The sequence below is a fragment of the Bacillus stratosphericus genome (assembly GCF_020524495.1).
GTDB lineage: Bacteria > Bacillota > Bacilli > Bacillales > Bacillaceae > Bacillus > Bacillus stratosphericus_B.
The window spans coordinates 41,377-59,589 of record NZ_JAIVLB010000011.1; the positions used below are offsets into that span (position 1 = coordinate 41,377).

Sequence of the window (18,213 nt, forward strand, 5' to 3'; positions counted from 1 at the left end):
CCCAAAAGATGTGCTTTTTTTGTTCTTATGATTGTTTTAGACGGCTCTCAAGCTCTGCCTTTTTCTCTTCAAAGCCCGGTTTTCCTAATAAAGCAAACATATTCACTTTATACGCTTCTACTCCAGGCTGATCGAATGGATTGACACCTAGTAAATACCCAGACATCGCACATGCTTTCTCGAAGAAATACACGAGATATCCGAACGTATAAGCATCCATCTCAGGAATCGTGACAATTAGATTCGGTACTTTTCCATCAGTATGGGCAAGCATTGTTCCTTCAAATGCTTTTTTATTCACGAAATCCACCGTTTTCCCTGCTAGATAATTCAAGCCATCAAGGTCTTGTTCTTCTGCTTCGATGACAAGCTCATGTCGAGGCTTGTTTACATTCACGATGGTTTCAAACAAGTCTCTTCTTCCTTCTTGTACATATTGACCAAGTGAATGAAGATCCGTTGAGAAGTTGGCAGATGAAGGATAGATTCCTTTTTCATCTTTCCCTTCACTTTCGCCAAATAACTGCTTCCACCATTCTGCGAAGTATTGTAATCCTGGCTCATAGTTAATCAGCATTTCAATCGTCCGGCCTTTATTGTAAAGAACATTACGAACAACCGCATATTGATAAGCCGCATTTTCTGAGAGTTCAGATGAAGCGAAGTCTTCGCTTGCTTTCGCAGCACCTTCCATCATTTGATCAATGTCTGCACCGCTCACAGCGATTGGCAACAGACCAACTGCTGTTAAAACGGAATAGCGTCCGCCGACATCATCAGGGATGATAAATGATTCATAGCCTTCTTCAGTTGCTAATGTTTTGAGTGCCCCACGTGCCTTGTCAGTTGTCGCATAGATACGTTTTTTCGCTTCTTCAGCACCATATTTTTCGATAAGGAGCTTTTTAAAGATGCGGAACGCAATGGCTGGTTCTGTTGTTGTACCAGATTTTGAAATCACGTTAATGGAGAAATCGGCATCTTCTAGCATATCCATTACATCTGTTAAATAAGAAGAACTGATGTTGTTTCCAATAAAGATGATTTGCGGTGTTTTGCGTTTGCCTTTTGGCAGAGTATTATAGAAAGAATGGTTTAAAAACTCAATTGCTGCACGTGCGCCAAGATAAGAACCACCGATTCCAACAACGAGTAAAACATCAGAATCAGACTTAATTTTTTCAGCACTTTTTTTTATGCGGGCAAATTCTTCATGATCATATTGCTTCGGTAAGTCAATCCAGCCTAAATAATCACTGCCTGCACCCGTTTGCTCATGAATATTATGATGGGCTACCTTCACAAAATCTTTTAAATATGTAAGTTCATGTTCTTGAAAGAAAGGTAACGCTTTCGAGTAGTCAAATTGAATATGTGTCATCGCTTGTAAGCCCTCCATTACGTTAGTTCTGTCCATTTCACTTTATCGGAACTAGCTATTGAAATCAAGTGATTGTCACGGTGCAGCAAAAAGCCGCTTCTCATGAGGAGAAGCGGCAATCCGTATTATGAAGTAGCTTTCAAAATAGACAGAATGTCATCAAGGTATAGTTTCATAAAATTTCCAAATCCCCCATATGCCATTTGTTCTGCCGCGATCATAATCCGCTAACGGCTTGTTCACCTAGTTTAAACCGTTCCACATTATGATCAAGTGTGTAAATAAGATGGTTTCAAGAAGACATAAATCGTATGGTTGACTCAAACCCGCAAGCTCAGTGATTGTAGCTCCAGATTCTTTTAGGATGCTGACAACTTGATCATATAGGCCGTTTCGTTTAATACTGCCTCCATCATATACAAGTAATACGTTTTTTCCATAGTGTTTAAGTTCATCTGAAGGGACTGATACTTCTCCTTTTTACATTATGCGCCTCATTTATTCCAAAAGTCATGTAATTTTTTTAAAATCCATTTTCTTACGCATAGTTTGGCTAAAAATCTGCAAAATATAAATGTATTGATCTGTAGCGAAAGGAGGAATCACGATGAGTGCTATTCAGCGTATTGCCCTCGTGCTCACGATTATCGGTGCTATTAACTGGGGACTAATCGGCTTTTTTCAATTTGACTTAGTAGCAGCGATTTTTGGCGGTCAAGGTTCTGCATTATCACGTATTATCTATGGTCTTGTTGGAATTGCAGGTCTTGTCAACCTTGGTCTATTGTTTAAGCCAAGTGAAGAAGCTGTCCGTGACGAGCCGAATCCAGAAGTTCGCTAAACAAAAAGACATAAAAAAGCTGCCACATGTGGCAGCCCAAAGCACCGTTTGAAGCGGTGCTTTTTTTATTTCTTAATTAAGTCTGTACGGTTAGATTGCTCAATCCACTCTTCAAGTTTATCTTTAAGTGTATTGAAACCTTGTGGTGCAGCAGCTTCTTCTTTCACTTGCTGTGGTCTTTGTTTCTTTGGTTTGCTTTCTTTTCTTTCAGGTGCTTCTTGTGTTGCACGAATAGAAAGGCTGATTTTACCAGCTTTCTCATCAACAGAAAGAACTTTTACTTGTACTTCGTCGCCAATTGAAAGGTGCTCGTTGATGTCTTTTACAAAGCCATGTGTTACTTCAGATATATGCACAAGTCCTTGAGTTTCTTCATCTAATGCAACAAACGCACCATACGCTTGTAATCCTGTTACTTTACCAGTGTAAACACTGCCTACTTCAAACTTTGTCGCCATGATAACAACTCCTAAATAAATGTTTTAATATTCGTTTATACGCAATTAAAAACTATATCATAGAACGGACAGTTACGCAAAATATTTTTTAAAAAGGTTTAGATGATAACAAAAGGGGGAATACCTGAAAACAAGAATGCTTTCTAGTATTCCCCCTAATTTGAGAGGCATGAGTCCAGATGGATTGATGCCTTTTTTTATTTTAAGATGACAGGTGCTTCTTCTTTCACTTGTCTATCCTGCAAGAAACGCTGGATTCTTGAAAGTGATTCCTGAAGATGATCAAGTGACGAAGCATATGAACAGCGAATATGACCTTCACCACTTGGACCGAATACATTTCCAGGGACAACCGCTACTTTTTCGCTTAGCAGCAGCTCCTCAGCAAATTGTTCTGAGGTCATACCGGTACTTTTGATGGATGGGAAGGCGTAAAATGCTCCGTTTGGCTGATGACATGTCAAACCAAGTTCATTGAGAGAGCCGACAAACAAATTACGGCGTCTTCTGTAGCTTTTTTTCATTTTCCCTACATCTTCAAGTCCATTTTTTAATGCTTCTTTTGCCGCATATTGTGCCATAGCCGGAGCACACATCATAGAATATTGATGTATTTTCAGCATGGCATCACACAGTTCAGGTGGTGCTGCCACATACCCTAAGCGCCATCCTGTCATGGCAAACCCTTTTGAAAAGCCTGAAATCAAGATCGTTCTTTCCTTCATATCTTGAATCGCCGCAACGCTTGTGAAAGCTTCATCGTACGTCAGCTCTGCGTAAATTTCATCAGTGATGATTAAAAGGTCATGCTCTTTTGCAAACTGGGCAATATCTTCGAGCTCTTCCTTTGAATATACAGACCCTGTTGGGTTTGACGGAGAGCATAGCAAGATGGCTTTTGTCTTCGGCGTGAGCTTCTTGCGAAGATCAGCAGAATCCGCTTTGAAATCTTTTTCAGCCGATGTACTTAAATAAACAGGCACCCCGCCTGCAAGTGTCGTCAAAGCCCCATATGCTACAAAACAAGGCTCTGGAATGATCACTTCATCGCCACTGTTTAAAATCGCACGAAAGGCCAAATCAAGGGCCTGGCTTCCGCCAACTGTAATGATCAGTTCATCTTCTGAACTGTAATCAATGTGAAATCGCTTATATAAATAGTGACTCAGTTCTTTTCGCAAAGATAACAGACCTGCATTCGCCGTATAAGAGGTAAGTCCTTGTTCTAATGACATAATGCTTGCTTCTCTGACATTCCAAGCTGTCACGAAATCGGGTTCGCCAACACCAAGGGAGATGACCCCTTTCATTGTGGCTGCCAAATCAAAGAATTTCCGAATACCTGACGGCTGGATACTTTGTACCGTGTCAGATAAATAAGACTTTTTCATTTAAGGAGACACCACGATTCTTTTGTCATCGTCCCCTGTTTCAAACACTTTCCCATCATGTTTATATCTTTTCAAAATGAAGTGGGTAGTTGTTGAAACAACGGAATCAAGCGTTGATAATTTTTCAGATACGAAGCGAGCAATATCAGACATAGATCTCCCTCGGATCACAACAGATAAATCATATACACCTGACATTAAATACACGGACTCAACTTCCTGAAACCTGTAAATTCGTTTAGCAATATCATCAAAGCCAACGCCTCTTTTCGGTGTCACTTTCACATCAATCATCGCTGTGACTCCTTCATGACCATCGACTTTACGCCAGTCAATCATCGTGGAATAATCAATAATGACTTTTTGATCTTCAAGTTTTTGAATAATGGCTTGGGCTTCTTCCATTGTCACGCCAGCCATTTTCGCAATTGTATTTAAATCGGCACGGCTGTTTTCATCTAAAATCTCTAATATTTCAGTTTCTTTTTCTGTTAGTTTCATTTGATTTCACACCTCTGAATGTAAAAGCTAGTTTTAAAAAATCTTCTGAACATTATAGCACGTTTTTCCCAATATGCTAAGCAGGGAAAAGATTCTATTCGTAGCTTAAAATCCACTTTTTAGGGTACAATACAGGCACCTAACAGAGAGTGAGTACTAAGTATCGGAGTGATGAGTGTGGACATTGTTCAGCCAGCTTATATGAAAAGTAAATTCGGTTTAAATATTTATTACGAGCACTATCCAAATAAAGGTAAGAAAACATTGATATTGATTCACGGCCTCTTCTCTTCTACCTTCAGCTATCGAAAGCTCATCCCATTTCTCAAACAGGACTTCAATTTAATCGCAATAGACCTGCCTCCATTTGGGCAGTCCGAGAAATCTAATACCTTTATTTACAGCTATCGCAACATGGGAAAAATTATTATTGAGCTAGCTGGTTACTTGCAAATTCAGCATGCGATCCTAGTTGGTCATTCAATGGGCGGACAGATTGCCTTATACGCTGCATCTGAACGTCCAGATATTTTTGAAAAAGCGGTTCTTTTATGCAGCTCAGGGTATTTAAACAAATCCAAAAGATCTCTTGTTTACAGCACGTATATTCCTTATTTTTATTTATTTCTAAAAAGAAGGCTCTTCAAGCAAGGCATTATGAACAATTTAACCGCTGTTGTCCATGATCAATCCATCATTAATCAAGAGATGGTGGAAGGATACTTAAAGCCTTTTTCTGATGATAAAATCTTCAGAGGTCTTTTGCGTTTAGTGCGGCATCGGGAAGGTGATTTGACGTCAGATGTGCTGAAGAAAATGGAGACACCTGTGCTACTCATTTGGGGCGAGGAAGATCGGATTGTTCCTATTCAAGTTGGCGAAAGACTGCACAAAGATTTACCGCATTCGACTTTACATGCATTAAAAAAAACCGGGCACCTCATCCCTGAGGAAAATCCTATCTTTGTGTCTGATCAAATTGGAAATTTCAGCCTGTCTTAGCGTGAGCAAGCGCGGCTGTCTCTTATGACAAAAAGCCGATTCGCTATATCTTGACAGCTCTCTATCGGAAGAAGCTGCTCAAATGAGTGATGGTAAATGGCTTGAATCTTTTTTGCTAAAGATACCGGGTCCTCTGCGTCGTATAATGCATGAATGACGTCAGCAGGCTCCGTTTCATAAAAGTCCTCTCCATAATGAAAAGGGTCGCATTCCTTCATGAATTGAATCATCACTTCTATAGCTTGACTATCTTTCATCGGTATCACCGCTTATAATAAATTTTGTGATGTTTATTTTAGCACAACCAACTAAGGATTAAAAACGACTAGAGGTGGGTTTCATGAATTTCAACGAACAGATCATACGTAAAGGTTCAAAATCAGTCAAATGGGATCAAGCAGAGTCTTTGTTCCTCACTACAGATGCTTTGCCGATGTGGGTAGCGGATATGGATTTTAAAGCGCCCCAGGTCGTCCTTGATGCATTAAAAGAGCGATTAGAACATGGCGTATTTGGCTATGCATTTCAAGATCAGGATACGCAGCAGGCAGTGGCTGGCTGGCTCAAAAGAAGACATGGATGGATGATTGAGACAGAGGCTATTACCTTCACACCAGGTATCGTGACAGCACTTAGCTTTGCTGTCCAAGCTTTTACAGAACCGAATGATGAAGTGGTCATTCAGTCACCAGTGTACACGCCTTTTTATCAAATGATTGAGAGAAATGGACGTCTTGTTTCAACCAATCCGCTAATAATAGAAAACAACCGTTACATGATGGATTTTGATGATTTAGAGAAAAAACTAAGCAGACCACAAGCGAAGCTGATGTTCCTTTGTCATCCGCACAATCCTTCTGGGAGAGCTTGGTCAAACGAAGAAGTAAAACGAGTAGGAGATCTATGTGTGCAGCATGGTGTAACAGTCATTTCAGATGAGATTCATTCTGATCTGATGCTTGACGGGAAGCCGCATGTGCCTTTCGCTAGTCTTTCTGACGACATAGCAAGCATTACGGTCACCTGTATTGCACCGAGTAAAACATTTAATTTAGCTGGGCTTCAGGCATCTGCCATTATCATTTCTGATGAAGAAAAAAGAACTCTTTTCACCAATGAATTACAAAGAAACGGGCTTTCCAAACTAAACGCATTTGCGATTCCTGCGATGGAAGCAGCGTATCGTCATGGAGATGAGTGGCTTGATTCACTTGTTCTTTATCTCGAAAACAATATGAAAATGGCAATGGACTATATTGACGAACATCTTCCGGATATGCGCTATATGAAACCAGATGCTTCTTATTTATTGTGGCTCGACACTCGCGATTATGAATTCAGTCAAGCAGAATTGAAACGAAATTTGCTAAAAAAAGGGAAAGTCATATTAGAGCTTGGACACGTGTACGGGCATGAAGGAGACGGCTTTATTCGGATCAATCTCGGTTGTCCTGCTTCAACGGTGAAGGAAGGTCTGAAACGCCTTCATCAAGCTTTCACTCTATCAGCCGAATAATACCAATTCTTTAAAAAGAACATCCTAGCGGGTGTTCTTTTTAAAGAAAAAACCCTCCTTTTCTCATATCTACTTTGTACATGAAATGATATAATGAGAGGAATTACAATTATTTACGAGGAGAGCATTTAAATGGAAATGTTCAAGGATTTTCTGCTCCATTTATCTTTTATTCTATTTCCAATTTTTTTATATCATGCGCTATGGCTAAGCCGGTCCCCTGCTCATTCCCCTAAAACGAATAAACTGCTCATCACAATATTTGCATCCATTTCTTCAGCACTATGTATTATGTATCCAGTTGATTCGATTTTAGATTTGCAGACTGGGCTTCAATCGATTCCCCTTGTCCTTGCCATTTTATACGGAGGATACACAGTTGGAATCGTGGCAATCTTAATAAGCTCAATTGTGAAATTCGTGATGTATGGCTCTTTCTTATGGGTTGGACTCATCGTTGTACCGATTTACTTTTTCATTCCTTTCCTGTTTTACCGGAAATGGCGTCAATATTCTAAGTTGAAAAAGCTAATATACGGGGTACTCATCGGTCTATCGAAAGGAACCTTTATTTACATTGGACTGCTTATGGTCAGCTTAATCGAGTATAGCCCAGCATTTATTATGCAGCAAAAGTTCATTGAGTTATTTTTCTCAACACTTTACTACATATTTTTTCTTGAGCTAAGTATCTATTCCATTGAATTCGTTAAAGAAAATGCGCAAATGAGGACACAGCTCGTCCAATCCGAAAAGCTGACCATCGTGAGTGAACTCGCTGCAAGCGTCGCCCATGAAGTCCGCAATCCGCTTACAGTCGTGAGAGGGTTTATTCAATTGCTCTTTTCGAGTGAAAATAAGAAAGAGCCGTCGACCAATGAAGATTACAAACATCTCGTTCTTTCGGAGTTAGACCGCGCGCAGGACATTATCACGAGTTATCTTGATATTGCGAAACAAAACTATTATCAAATCGGACCTCTCAATCTATCCAAATTGCTCGAGGAATGTGCATCATTGATGACATCCTATGCTAATTTTAAATCGGTCACGATTCATCAATCCATTGAACCAGACCTATCCATTCAAGGTGATGAAACGAAGATCAAACAAGTCATGATTAATTTAATCAAAAATGCGATTGAAGCAGCACCCGAACACGAAGGAAAAATTGAACTTTTTGCTTCAAAAGAAAATCATAAAATATGCCTTTATTTCGTCGATAACGGTGTAGGGATGACAGAAACCCAAATGAAAAAGCTTGGGGAACCTTATTACACCTTGAAAAATAAAGGAACTGGACTTGGGCTGACAGTGACTTTTTCCATCATTGAAAATCACCATGGAACCATTCGTTTCAAAAGCGCGCTGCAGTCTGGTACAACGGTCACCGTGAAGTTTCCTGAAGATACAAGAAGAAAATAATCAATCCATTTTTTTTGTCCTATTTTCATCTTTCTGCTCCTGCTTCTTAGAAGCACGAACGATTAGACGAAAACAAATAAATGCAGCAATAAAGAAAAGCAATGTGGTAATTGCCGCTGGGATGTACTCCCTTTTATCTTCAGGAAAATACAGTAGAAAGAGTGCGATGAACGACAGCATTCGCCATTCCCCCTTTTGCTCGTTTACTTCACTATATTGGCTAAAAGAAATGAAATACCTTCCTGCGAGAAGGAAATGGAGGAATTTCACATGACAGACATTCAAATTGGACAAGTTGTGAAAGGATTTTATAAAACAGGTGTTTACGTTGGGGAAGTGACAGCAGTGAAACCATCGGCCTATCTCGTTCAAGTAAAAGCCGTTCTGACACATCCCACTCAAGGCGACTTGCATCATCCAAAAGAAGCAGACGTGCCTTTTTTCCAAGAAAGACGGGCTTTGGCCTATCGTGAACAGACGAATATCCCTCATCATATGGTAAAGCCTTATGATAGCGGTATACCAGATTATCAAGTATCACTAAAAGAAGCCGTAGAAAAATTAAAACAAACGCTCCGTGCGGATGATTCCAAATGGGCTGAAAAATCCAGAGTGTGCCTATCTTCTCTTGAAAAGGATTATTTTCCAGAAGACACCTGCTAATCTGTCGATTCAAAAAAGTGTGAGAAATCGATGAGTTCACCAATTTTGGTTGTTTGAGGATTCTCTATATAGGCTCTGTCTTTTTCAAAAAGGGTTAAAAGCTGATAAGTGGTCATGGCATCATCTAGTGCTTTATGATGCTTACCAGCTCCTTCACTGCCGTACTCCCTCGCCGCTTTTCGAAGCCCTGTAAATGTTCTGTCACCAAAAAAGATTTTATATTCAAAAGCGAGATCCCGCAGCTTCCCCTTAAAAGGAAAGGCAATATGATTGAGCATACAGTTTTGCTTTAGCACCTTCATGTCCATATTTCCCCAAGTGATAATCTCACAGTCTTCTTCCCCATCAAGTGACATCAGCGTTTCAATAAATGCCTCAAACGATATCCCGCTCTCTACATCCTGCTGCGTAATTCCGAGAAACGATTTACAGCGCTTCGTCAGCTTCGGGAACTTTTTCGGTTTAATGTAACTTGAGAAGGTATCAATGACGGTTTCACTCGTTGCCTTCACTACACCAGCCTCAATGATTTCAGGGAAAAAATTTTGAGGATGATATTTTCCATCAGGCATTGTAAATTCAAAATCAACCACAAGCAGCGTCTTCTGTTCCACTCGTCTCACCCCACTTTCTCATCTATTTTTCATCCTGATACCATTATATTAAGACCGACTTTGAAATCACTTCATTTTTGTGAAAATAATGCAGATTCACTATGCCCAAACCTATTCATCAGATGAAAGATCGTTTATTTTCCTTTATAATTAGGAACACGAAATAAATAAAGAAGGTGGTCTCTATCACAAACAGGAAGAAAAACTTGTACATCATGTGGTTTGTGAACTTTTTTGTATCTGCCAGCATTACAATGATCGTCCCTTTCTTATCACTATACATAGAATCTCTTGATAGCAGCTATTCAAATGAATTTGTCCAAAGATGGAGCGGCTATGTCTTTGGGGTGACGTTTTTAACGGCCTTTCTGATTTCTCCTATTTGGGGACGGATTGGGGACCGGCATGGCTATAAAAAGATTTTGCTCATTAACGGCATTGGCATTGCGACAAGTATTCTATTAATGGGGCTTGTTCAAACCGTTTATCAGCTATTTGCATTGCGGCTCTTTATGGGGCTTGTGACAGGCTTCATCTCTACTTCAATGGCACTCATCTCTGCTCAAACTGAGAAGGCAACCGCTGGAAAAACCCTTGGAACGATGCAGATGAGTAATGTCGCTGGAGGATTGTTCGGTCCATTAATGGGAGGCTTCATGGCAGACAGCGTCGGCTTCATTTATACGTTTTTCTTAACAGCCGCTGTCATTTATGTGTCGGCTATCGTGATTATCTTCGGTGTAAAAGAACAGCCCATCCGATCAAAAGAAGCAAAGCGCGTCTCTTACTCACGGAAGGATGTACTCGTTCATATTTTCAAACAGCCTTTGCTTGTGGTCACGATGCTTTTAACGTTTATTACGCAAGTGGGCAACTTTAGTATTCAGCCACTTTTGGCTTTGTACATTCATGATTTACACGGCCCCGTCAATCTCGCCTTTTATGCGGGTCTGGCGTTTTCCGCAACAGGACTTGGGAATTTGCTTTTTACGCGAAAATGGGGAGATCTTGGAGATCGAATCGGGCATGATAAGGTGCTGCTGGCTCTTCTCATCCTTTCCTCCATTTTATTCATCCCGCAAGCGCTGGCAGCTTCCTATGGCATGTTAGTCATTTTCCGTTTTCTTTATGGGATGGCACTAGGCGGGATTATTCCATGTACGACGGCGTATATTCGCATCAAAGCTCCTGCTTCTATGCAAGGAGAAGTACTCGGTTACAATGTCAGCTTCCGTTTTCTCGGAAATGTCGTCGGTCCAGTCATTGGCGGGATTGTGGCGAGTCATTACGGGATTCCAACTGTCTTTTATGTCACCGCCGGGATTTTCCTTTTCGGGGCATTATTTTTATGGGCGGTTCGCTCACATTCAAAGGCAAAAGAAAGGAGTATCTGATGATAGGCTTCACGCCCATTCTTTTCTAAAAATAACCTTCTCGTATCCGCAAAAGAATGGTACGATATGGCTAGAAATCTGAAGAAAGTGAGTGACCTCATGTTTCGTGCAATCATTGGTTGGTTATTACTTGTTGCCCTCATCCCGATATTTGTTCTGACTTTTTATCTATCCAAGGAAGAAGCCGCAAGCGTAAAACCTGTTAACGAAGTGCTTGATCAAAAAATCAAGCTGGAAAAGATAGATTTTTCCCAAAACAGTTATATGTATGATCGAGATGGTTCTCTTATCTCCGAGATCGTTTCAAACGATGAGAATCGTGTTTTTGTAAAATACGACAACATTCCTGATCCTGTGAAGGAGCTGTTCCTCCGCTCAGAGGATCACAACTTTTATGACCATAAAGGCATTGACTTTATGGGGGTTGTTCGTGCTCTTGCCGCAAATGTTAAAAACCACGGCATTAGTCAAGGAGCGAGTACCATCACACAGCAGTTATCTCGCAATTTATATTTAAGCCATGAACGTTCGTTCAGCCGAAAGTTTACAGAGCTACTCTATTCCTATGAACTAGAGCGGAAATTCACAAAAGATGAAATTCTCGAAAGCTATTTAAATACGATTTATTTCAGTAACGGTGTTTACGGTGTGGGTTCTGCGGCTCATTACTATTTTGATAAGCCGCTTAGTTCTTTGTCACTGGCACAGATGGCATTTATTTCTGCTATTCCAAACAATCCATCACTGTATGACCCATTGAAACAATTCAAGCATACAAAGAAACGCCAAGAACGGCTGCTCGGTATTTTGGAAAAAGATGGTGTTATCACCAAGAAGCAATACACAAAGGCCGTCAAAGAAAAAATCAGCTTGTCCTTAAGTGAAAAGAAAAACCTTTACCCTGATTATGTGACATATGCCAATGAGGAATTTACCGATCTTGTGTCTGATCAGGAAGGCTTTACAAAACGATTGAAGAAGGCCAAAACAGCAGGGGCGGAAAAAGCCATTCAAAAGGAATTAACTGAAAAGGTCAGTTCCTTGCTCCAGGATGGTGTGAAGATTTATACAGCACTTGATCCTACCTTACAGCAAAAAGCCGTCTATCAACTAAATGCTCAATTGCCTTACCAAGGTGTGGAAGGCGGATCAGCGGTCATTAACCATGAAATCCATCAAATTGTCGCTCTTGCTGGCGGGAAAAACTATAAAAAGTTTGATTTCAACTATGCCTATCAAGCGAAAAGGCAGCCTGGATCTGCCATTAAACCACTTTTAGATTATGGTCCTTATATTGATCAAACCGGTGCAACGGCTTCGAGTACCATTAGTGCCGAAAAGTTTTGCAGCAGCGGATACTGTCCACAAAACTATAACCATAAAACCTATGGAACAGTGACACTTGAAACAGCCTTTAAGAATTCTTACAATACCCCTGCGATCCGAATGCTGGATACTGTAGGTGTCAAAAAAGGGTTTAGCTACTTGGAAAAGTTCTCATTCGAACATATTGTAGCAGATGATTATCGCCTTCCTTCTGCACTTGGAGGATTTACGAAAGGCTTCTCACCGCTAGAAATGACAGATGCGTATACCGTCTTTGGCAATCAAGGTTCCTACACGCAAAGTCATTCGATCACAAAGGTCACAGACTTAAACGGCAAAACCCTTTACAAGTGGAAGGAATCGCCGAAGCAAGTGTATTCTCAACGTACAAATGAAACCATGCGTAAACTGCTTGCCTCCGTTGTGAAAAGTGGAACAGGGAAAAAAGCGAATTTCAATTCTCCTTACATCGGCGGTAAAACTGGAACATCCAATGACTACAAAGACATTTGGTTTGTTGGATTAACCGATCAATACACAATGGGTGTATGGGTCGGAAGAGATAAAGGCACGGTTGAATCCATTTATAGCTCAAGCCCGCACTTACGTATTTGGAAAAATACAATGCAATACGCCAGATAAACAGGAGGTTTGATTGCCATGCATTCAACACATCCACCCCATTTAATTTTATTTGATGGTGTCTGCAACGTGTGCAGTGGTGCTGTTCAATTTGTAATCAAACGTGATCCGAATGAACGGATGATGTTTGCTTCTTTACAATCAAATACAGGGCAGCAATTTCTAAAAGACAACAGTTTGCCATTATATGAGTTCAATTCATTCATTTATATTGAAGAGGGCACATTCTATACGAAATCGACAGGCATTTTAAAAGCTGCACGTCATTTAAAAGGAATATACAGGTGGAGCTATTTGCTCCTTGCTATTCCGCGTCCTATCCGCGACTGGCTTTATGAGCTGATTGCGAAAAACCGCTACAAATGGTTTGGTCAAAAAACATCCTGTATAATGCCTACACCCAATATCAAAAAACGATTTCTTCCATAAAAAAAGCATCCTCCATTCATCGGGGGATGCTTTCTTTCGTCTGATTATGAAGGCAGACTTGCCATAACACTGTTATAAAGCTTAATAAATAAGTACAAAATGCCGATCAAAAACGTGGCCCAAAACAGCAAAATAAACATCATAAACCCAATTAAATTCAGCATGGATAGCGATTGATGAATGCGAACCACCACCAAAATAAAATAGACAAGATTTGCTAACACAAAGAGTCCTACAAGCAGGATAAGCTGCTGCGTCAAAAGAAAAGCAAGCAAGCTGGCAAACAAATAAACAACGGATGCAATCCGAATTTTCTTTAAGTTTCCCCCTTCAGGGTCCTTTGCGAAAAAGAGTAAAGCCAACTCTAAGACCGTATCAGCAATAAGTTTTAATGCAGATAATATCATAAAATAAACAAGTGCAAATGCGGCAAATAGAGCAAGACGGATGCCCTGTTCTGAAAAGAATTCCAGCATTCCTTTTAAAATACCTGCTTTTGTCAAGAAATCAGTGGTCATGCCTACTGTGAAAATGGAAAAAGCAGAGCTGAATAGTAAAATTGATATCAGCGGAAAATATCCAGTCAAATATGTATTTTTCATAAATAGTTCCTTTCTCATAAGCTCATTTTTATTATGGCTCACTTAAAACAGATTGACAAGATGCTTTCAAATGAAACTGGGATCAAAATCAAATTTGTAATTTTCACGTACATTCCTTCACAAACTTACTTTTTCCCGTTAAAGTATTACTATTACGAAAAAATTGTGCGTTAGGGGTATACTCGTGAAAAAAACTTTAAGACTGCAAACACGGCTGACGATCTTTGTCTGTATCGTTGTTCTTATTTCCCTTTGTATTACATTCTTTACGATATGGTCGGAAACAGCCAAGAACATTCATCAGCAAGAGCGTGACATTGCCCTCTCCACTGCCAAAATGGTTGCAGAGGCACCAATCACAGCGAAATCATTAGAAGACCATTCATACTCAGCACTGCGTCAATATACAACAAGTGTTCAGCATATCACCAATACTGAATTCGTTGTCGTCATGGATATGAACGGCATTCGCAAAACACATCCCAATCCACAAAAGATCGGCAAACGATTTGCTGGCGGTGATGAAAAACCGGCATTACAGGGTAAGGAACATATTAGCACGGCATCTGGAACACTTGGTAGGTCCATGCGTGCTTTTGTTCCTGTTTACAGCCAAGACGGAAAGCAGCTCGGGGCTGTGGCAGTAGGGATTACGTTAAAGGAAATTGACTTGATTATTCATCAAAGCTTACTCCCGCTCTACTTCGTCACATCGCTTAGCCTTCTATCTGGCATTATCGGTGCACTCATTGTTGCACGAAAAGTGAAGAAGATTATGTTTGGACTCGAGCCAGATGAAATTGCTACATTATTGAAAGAACGAAGCGCCATGCTAGAATCAACAAAAGAAGGGATTCTTGCCGTCGATCAGCACGGTAAAATCAAGCTCGCCAACGCAGAAGCCAAACGACTCTTTCATAATTTGGGCATTATGGTTGACCCTAGAGAACAGGATGTTCAGACTCTCCTTCCTTCAAGTGGTCTAAAGCAAGTAATCGAAACACGCAAACCGCTACTTGATCGTGACGTAAGAATGAATGGGCTGGAGCTCGTCTTTAACGAGGTACCGATTACCGTAAAAGGTGAGATTGTTGGGGCGATTGCCACCTTCCGTGACAAAACAGAAGTCAAACACCTGGCTGAGCAGCTAAGCGGGGTCAAGATGTATGCCAATGCCCTTCGCGCCCAGTCACACGAATTTATGAACAAGCTTCATGTGATTTTAGGATTGGTACAGCTCAAAAACTATGATGACCTTGGCACTTATATACAAGATATTGCGATTTATCAGCAAATAGAAACAAATGAAATCATCAACCATGTGAAGAACTCTGTCTTAGCAGGATTTTTACTAGGAAAACAAAGCTATATTCGAGAACAAGGTGCCACCTTAGAAGTCATTTGCAACACACAGGTCCCAAACTCCGAGGACCCAGCAGTAACACATGATCTCATTACTGTCATTGGCAACCTGTTAAATAACGCACTCGATGCTGTTTCTCATACAGTGATCAAAAACATCTCGATCTCATTCCGATACATCCAGGAGCAGCTTCATATTGAAATCACAGACACAGGTGTTGGTCTCACAAAAGAAGAGCAGGACATGATGTTTGATCAATGCTTTTCAACAAAAGGAGAAGACAGAGGATTAGGGCTCTACTTCGTTGACCAAAGCCTCAAAAAACTAAGCGGACATATGATTGTCACGAGTGAAAAAGGAGAAGGAACGACCTTTAGTCTCCGTATCCCGTATAAACAAAAGGAGGATTCTCATGATTAATGTGTTAATAGTAGAAGATGATCCAATGGTTGGGGAGCTGAACAAACGCTATCTTACCCAAATAGATGGTTTTGAGTTAAAGGGGATTGCCACCTCCATTCAGCGGGCATTAGAATTATTAAAAACAGAAGTCATTCACCTTATACTGCTCGATATTTATATGCCAGGACAAAATGGGCTCGCTTTATTATCAGAAATTCGTCAGCAAAACCATGCCGTCGATGTGATTGTCATTTCTGCTGCCAATGAAGTCGACGTGGTCCAGCAAACGATGCGAAACGGAGCAGTTGATTATTTAATCAAGCCATTTGAGTTCGAACGATTCCAATCAGCGCTGGCAGAGTATAAAAGAAAACACGCCCTGTTCCAAACGATGAACAGCATCTCACAAAATGACTTAGATGGGAAACTTTTTCATAAAAAAGCAGAGGTAGAAAAGGTGCTTCTGCCAAAAGGCCTGACCAAGAGTACACTCAAACTCATTTGGACAAGCATTCAATCGTTTGGTCGGCAGGCTTTCACAACTGAAGACCTAGCCAATCAAACAGAAATCTCTCAAGTCTCCATTAGAAAATACTTGAAATTCCTTGAGGATATCAAAGTTGTCGATGTGGAAATGGCGTACGGGACAATCGGACGTCCTGTTTTTCAATATAAACTTAATACGAGCCATATGAATTTGATTCAGCAATATCTATAATTTGACACATCTGACCTTTCACAAAGGCCAGATGTTTTTTAATGACACACGATAAACAAACCCCTTGAAATCAGTGCTTCCACTGTAGTAGAGCACATCACAAAAGCGACATTATATCATATTTCAGTCTATAAAAAGACATCGAATGAAGCCTTTTAACATTTTTTTAAAATAAAACAAATTTCTATTTATTTATTCGATCGGAAATGATAAATTATGATTGATTAGTTCAACGAGATACAAGTCTGATGTCTTACATCTTCTCTTCCGCTCTCTGAATTTTTTTGAGAAAGCAGGATAAAATAACTTTTCACAAGGCGGTGAAGATGTAGCCAGTCTTTTTTCGCTTGACTTTTCTAAAAAAACTTTTAAATTTTATAGGAGGTTATGTTTTGAAGAAGCGAAAAATTGGACTAGCATTGTCCTTAGTCGTAGCAGCAGGAACCATCCTTGGAGCATGCGGCAACTCTGGTTCAAACAGCGGTGAAAGTAAAAAAGATAAAGATCAATTTACTGTTGCAATGGTAACTGACGTCGGTGGTGTCGATGACAAATCGTTTAACCAATCAGCTTGGGAAGGTCTACAGGCATTTGGAAAAGACAACAATTTAACAAAAGGTAAAAATGGCTTTGATTACTTACAATCTAAATCAGACGCTGACTATACAACAAACTTAAACACACTTGCACGTGAAAAATTTGACCTGATTTACGGTATTGGTTACTTAATGCAAGATTCTATTACCGAAATTGCAGATCAACGTAAGAAAAACCACTTTGCGATCGTTGATACAATAGTGGAAAAAGACAATGTAGCAAGCATTATGTTCAACGAAAACGAAGGATCTTTCCTTGTTGGTGTTGCGGCTGCTCTTTCTACAAAATCGAACAAAATCGGTTTTGTTGGTGGCATTGACTCTGAACTGATCAGAAAATTCGAAGTTGGTTTCCGTGCAGGCGTTCAAGCAGCTAATCCGAAAGCAAAAGTTGAAGTGAAATATGCTGGTGCATTCGATAAAGCAGACATCGGGAAAGCAACAGCTGAAAGTATGTACAAATCTGGCGTAGATATCATTTATCATGCAGCTGGCGGTACTGGAACTGGTGTCTTTACAGAAGCGAAAAACCTGAAAAAAGCTGACCCTAACCGTAATGTTTGGGTTATCGGTGTAGATAAAGACCAGTATGACGAAGGAAAAGTACCTGGAACAAAGCAAAGTGTCACCCTTACTTCTATGATCAAGAAAGTAGACACAGCAGTACAAGACTTAACAACGCAAGCAAAAGAAGGTAAATTCCCTGGAGGCGAAGTGATCACATACGGTCTGAAAGAAGGCGGCGTTGACATCTCTCCATCACAGGATAACCTTGACGAAGAGGTACTAAAGAAAGTAGAAGAATGGAAACAAAAAATCATTAAGGGTGAAGTCAAAATCCCTGCAACACGTGATGAACTAAAAGATTTTAAAGCTTAATTCATTGGGATAAGCGCGTCTTATCCCCTTGCCTCTCCTTTACCTCCTCTTTATTCGTAAAAGGTGGTAA

The 18,213-nt window shown here is 40.2% G+C and carries 19 protein-coding genes and 1 pseudogene; 11 read left to right on the forward strand and 9 right to left on the reverse strand.

The features are described 5' to 3' along the window. Nucleotides 1–25: 25 nt before the first annotated feature. A complete protein-coding gene (locus LC033_RS06375) occupies nucleotides 26–1,381 on the reverse strand; it encodes a glucose-6-phosphate isomerase (protein WP_226567401.1) in 1,356 nt (451 codons plus the stop codon). 321 nt (nucleotides 1,382–1,702) lie between these two features. After that, a pseudogene (locus LC033_RS06380) lies at nucleotides 1,703–1,861 on the reverse strand (NADH-dependent alcohol dehydrogenase); the annotation flags it as partial. A 127-nt stretch (nucleotides 1,862–1,988) separates the two neighbouring features. Between LC033_RS06380 and LC033_RS06385 the strand changes: the two are divergent. Continuing rightward, nucleotides 1,989–2,222, forward strand: a complete 234-nt coding sequence (locus LC033_RS06385; protein ID WP_226567402.1) for a DUF378 domain-containing protein — start codon at nucleotides 1,989–1,991, stop codon at nucleotides 2,220–2,222. Between the two features lie 65 nt (nucleotides 2,223–2,287). On the opposite strand, the gene yugI is transcribed toward LC033_RS06385, so the two are convergent. The 3 genes from yugI to LC033_RS06400 form a co-directional block, all read right to left on the reverse strand. Beyond that, nucleotides 2,288–2,680, reverse strand: coding sequence for a S1 domain-containing post-transcriptional regulator GSP13 (gene yugI / locus LC033_RS06390; RefSeq protein ID WP_226567403.1), 393 nt, complete (start codon nucleotides 2,678–2,680; stop codon nucleotides 2,288–2,290). 197 nt (nucleotides 2,681–2,877) lie between these two features. Continuing rightward, on the reverse strand, nucleotides 2,878–4,071 hold the full coding sequence (locus LC033_RS06395) for an aminotransferase (RefSeq protein WP_226567404.1): 1,194 nt from the start codon (nucleotides 4,069–4,071) through the stop codon (nucleotides 2,878–2,880). Then, nucleotides 4,072–4,572 carry an Lrp/AsnC family transcriptional regulator gene (locus LC033_RS06400; RefSeq protein ID WP_226567405.1) on the reverse strand — a complete coding sequence of 167 codons (501 nt, stop codon included), beginning with the start codon at nucleotides 4,570–4,572 and terminating at the stop codon, nucleotides 4,072–4,074. Nucleotides 4,573–4,749: 177 nt separating this feature from the next. On the opposite strand from LC033_RS06400, the gene LC033_RS06405 reads away from it, so the two are divergent. Beyond that, complete coding sequence (locus LC033_RS06405) at nucleotides 4,750–5,574, forward strand: alpha/beta fold hydrolase (RefSeq protein WP_376776414.1); 825 nt, start codon at nucleotides 4,750–4,752, stop codon at nucleotides 5,572–5,574. On the opposite strand, the gene LC033_RS06410 is transcribed toward LC033_RS06405, so the two are convergent. Beyond that, a complete protein-coding gene (locus LC033_RS06410; RefSeq protein ID WP_226567407.1) occupies nucleotides 5,571–5,831 on the reverse strand; it encodes a DUF1871 family protein in 261 nt (86 codons plus the stop codon). The two genes, LC033_RS06405 and LC033_RS06410, sit on opposite strands and share 4 nt — an antisense overlap. Before the next feature lie 83 nt (nucleotides 5,832–5,914). On the opposite strand from LC033_RS06410, the gene LC033_RS06415 reads away from it, so the two are divergent. Beyond that, entirely contained in the window at nucleotides 5,915–7,090 is a 1,176-nt protein-coding gene (locus LC033_RS06415) for a MalY/PatB family protein (RefSeq protein ID WP_226567408.1), read from the forward strand. 132 nt (nucleotides 7,091–7,222) lie between these two features. Then, nucleotides 7,223–8,515, forward strand: a complete 1,293-nt coding sequence (locus LC033_RS06420) for an ATP-binding protein (protein ID WP_226567409.1) — start codon at nucleotides 7,223–7,225, stop codon at nucleotides 8,513–8,515. Here LC033_RS06420 and LC033_RS06425 read toward each other — a convergent pair whose 3' ends face one another. Further along, entirely contained in the window at nucleotides 8,516–8,695 is a 180-nt protein-coding gene (locus tag LC033_RS06425; protein WP_226567410.1) for a hypothetical protein, read from the reverse strand. 90 nt (nucleotides 8,696–8,785) lie between these two features. Between LC033_RS06425 and kapB the strand changes: the two genes are divergently transcribed. Then, nucleotides 8,786–9,178 (forward strand): kinase-associated lipoprotein KapB, encoded by a 393-nt coding sequence (gene kapB / locus LC033_RS06430; protein ID WP_226567411.1) that lies wholly within the window; start codon nucleotides 8,786–8,788, stop codon nucleotides 9,176–9,178. On the opposite strand, the gene kapD is transcribed toward kapB, so the two are convergent. Beyond that, nucleotides 9,175–9,792, reverse strand: coding sequence for a 3'-5' exonuclease KapD (gene kapD, locus LC033_RS06435; RefSeq protein WP_226567412.1), 618 nt, complete (start codon nucleotides 9,790–9,792; stop codon nucleotides 9,175–9,177). The genes kapB and kapD overlap by 4 nt on opposite strands. A 215-nt stretch (nucleotides 9,793–10,007) precedes the next feature. Between kapD and LC033_RS06440 the strand changes: the two genes are divergently transcribed. The 3 genes from LC033_RS06440 to LC033_RS06450 all read left to right on the forward strand — a co-directional run bounded on the left by LC033_RS06440 (nucleotide 10,008) and on the right by LC033_RS06450 (nucleotide 13,583). Further along, on the forward strand, nucleotides 10,008–11,186 hold the full coding sequence (locus tag LC033_RS06440) for an MFS transporter (protein WP_264188667.1): 1,179 nt from the start codon (nucleotides 10,008–10,010) through the stop codon (nucleotides 11,184–11,186). Between the two features lie 66 nt (nucleotides 11,187–11,252). Then, nucleotides 11,253–13,154, forward strand: coding sequence for a transglycosylase domain-containing protein (locus LC033_RS06445; RefSeq protein ID WP_226567413.1), 1,902 nt, complete (start codon nucleotides 11,253–11,255; stop codon nucleotides 13,152–13,154). Between the two features lie 18 nt (nucleotides 13,155–13,172). Continuing rightward, nucleotides 13,173–13,583: a thiol-disulfide oxidoreductase DCC family protein gene (locus tag LC033_RS06450; protein WP_226567414.1), complete on the forward strand. Its 411-nt coding sequence runs from the start codon at nucleotides 13,173–13,175 to the stop codon at nucleotides 13,581–13,583. Between the two features lie 44 nt (nucleotides 13,584–13,627). On the opposite strand, the gene LC033_RS06455 is transcribed toward LC033_RS06450, so the two are convergent. Continuing rightward, nucleotides 13,628–14,185, reverse strand: coding sequence for a DUF5366 family protein (locus LC033_RS06455; protein WP_226567415.1), 558 nt, complete (start codon nucleotides 14,183–14,185; stop codon nucleotides 13,628–13,630). Between the two features lie 184 nt (nucleotides 14,186–14,369). Between LC033_RS06455 and malK the strand changes: the two genes are divergently transcribed. The 3 genes from malK to LC033_RS06470 all read left to right on the forward strand — a co-directional run bounded on the left by malK (nucleotide 14,370) and on the right by LC033_RS06470 (nucleotide 18,143). After that, a complete protein-coding gene (gene malK / locus LC033_RS06460) occupies nucleotides 14,370–15,968 on the forward strand; it encodes a malate sensor histidine kinase MalK (protein ID WP_226567416.1) in 1,599 nt (532 codons plus the stop codon). Continuing rightward, nucleotides 15,961–16,668, forward strand: coding sequence for a two-component system response regulator MaeM (maeM, locus tag LC033_RS06465; protein WP_226567417.1), 708 nt, complete (start codon nucleotides 15,961–15,963; stop codon nucleotides 16,666–16,668). The genes malK and maeM overlap by 8 nt, the downstream gene beginning before the upstream one ends. 392 nt (nucleotides 16,669–17,060) lie before the next feature. Then, nucleotides 17,061–18,143, forward strand: a complete 1,083-nt coding sequence (locus LC033_RS06470; protein ID WP_226567418.1) for a BMP family lipoprotein — start codon at nucleotides 17,061–17,063, stop codon at nucleotides 18,141–18,143. Nucleotides 18,144–18,213: the final 70 nt, after the last annotated feature.

Coding starts and splice junctions, on each gene's coding strand:
- LC033_RS06375 (WP_226567401.1), bottom strand. CDS start 1,381: ATGACACATATTCAATTTGACTACTCGAAAGCGTTACCTTTCTTTCAA.
- LC033_RS06385 (WP_226567402.1), top strand. CDS start 1,989: ATGAGTGCTATTCAGCGTATTGCCCTCGTGCTCACGATTATCGGTGCT.
- yugI (WP_226567403.1), bottom strand. CDS start 2,680: ATGGCGACAAAGTTTGAAGTAGGCAGTGTTTACACTGGTAAAGTAACA.
- LC033_RS06395 (WP_226567404.1), bottom strand. CDS start 4,071: ATGAAAAAGTCTTATTTATCTGACACGGTACAAAGTATCCAGCCGTCA.
- LC033_RS06400 (WP_226567405.1), bottom strand. CDS start 4,572: ATGAAACTAACAGAAAAAGAAACTGAAATATTAGAGATTTTAGATGAA.
- LC033_RS06410 (WP_226567407.1), bottom strand. CDS start 5,831: ATGAAAGATAGTCAAGCTATAGAAGTGATGATTCAATTCATGAAGGAA.
- LC033_RS06415 (WP_226567408.1), top strand. CDS start 5,915: ATGAATTTCAACGAACAGATCATACGTAAAGGTTCAAAATCAGTCAAA.
- LC033_RS06420 (WP_226567409.1), top strand. CDS start 7,223: ATGGAAATGTTCAAGGATTTTCTGCTCCATTTATCTTTTATTCTATTT.
- LC033_RS06425 (WP_226567410.1), bottom strand. CDS start 8,695: ATGCTGTCGTTCATCGCACTCTTTCTACTGTATTTTCCTGAAGATAAA.
- kapB (WP_226567411.1), top strand. CDS start 8,786: ATGACAGACATTCAAATTGGACAAGTTGTGAAAGGATTTTATAAAACA.
- LC033_RS06440 (WP_264188667.1), top strand. CDS start 10,008: ATGTGGTTTGTGAACTTTTTTGTATCTGCCAGCATTACAATGATCGTC.
- LC033_RS06445 (WP_226567413.1), top strand. CDS start 11,253: ATGGCTAGAAATCTGAAGAAAGTGAGTGACCTCATGTTTCGTGCAATC.
- LC033_RS06450 (WP_226567414.1), top strand. CDS start 13,173: ATGCATTCAACACATCCACCCCATTTAATTTTATTTGATGGTGTCTGC.
- LC033_RS06455 (WP_226567415.1), bottom strand. CDS start 14,185: ATGAAAAATACATATTTGACTGGATATTTTCCGCTGATATCAATTTTA.
- maeM (WP_226567417.1), top strand. CDS start 15,961: ATGATTAATGTGTTAATAGTAGAAGATGATCCAATGGTTGGGGAGCTG.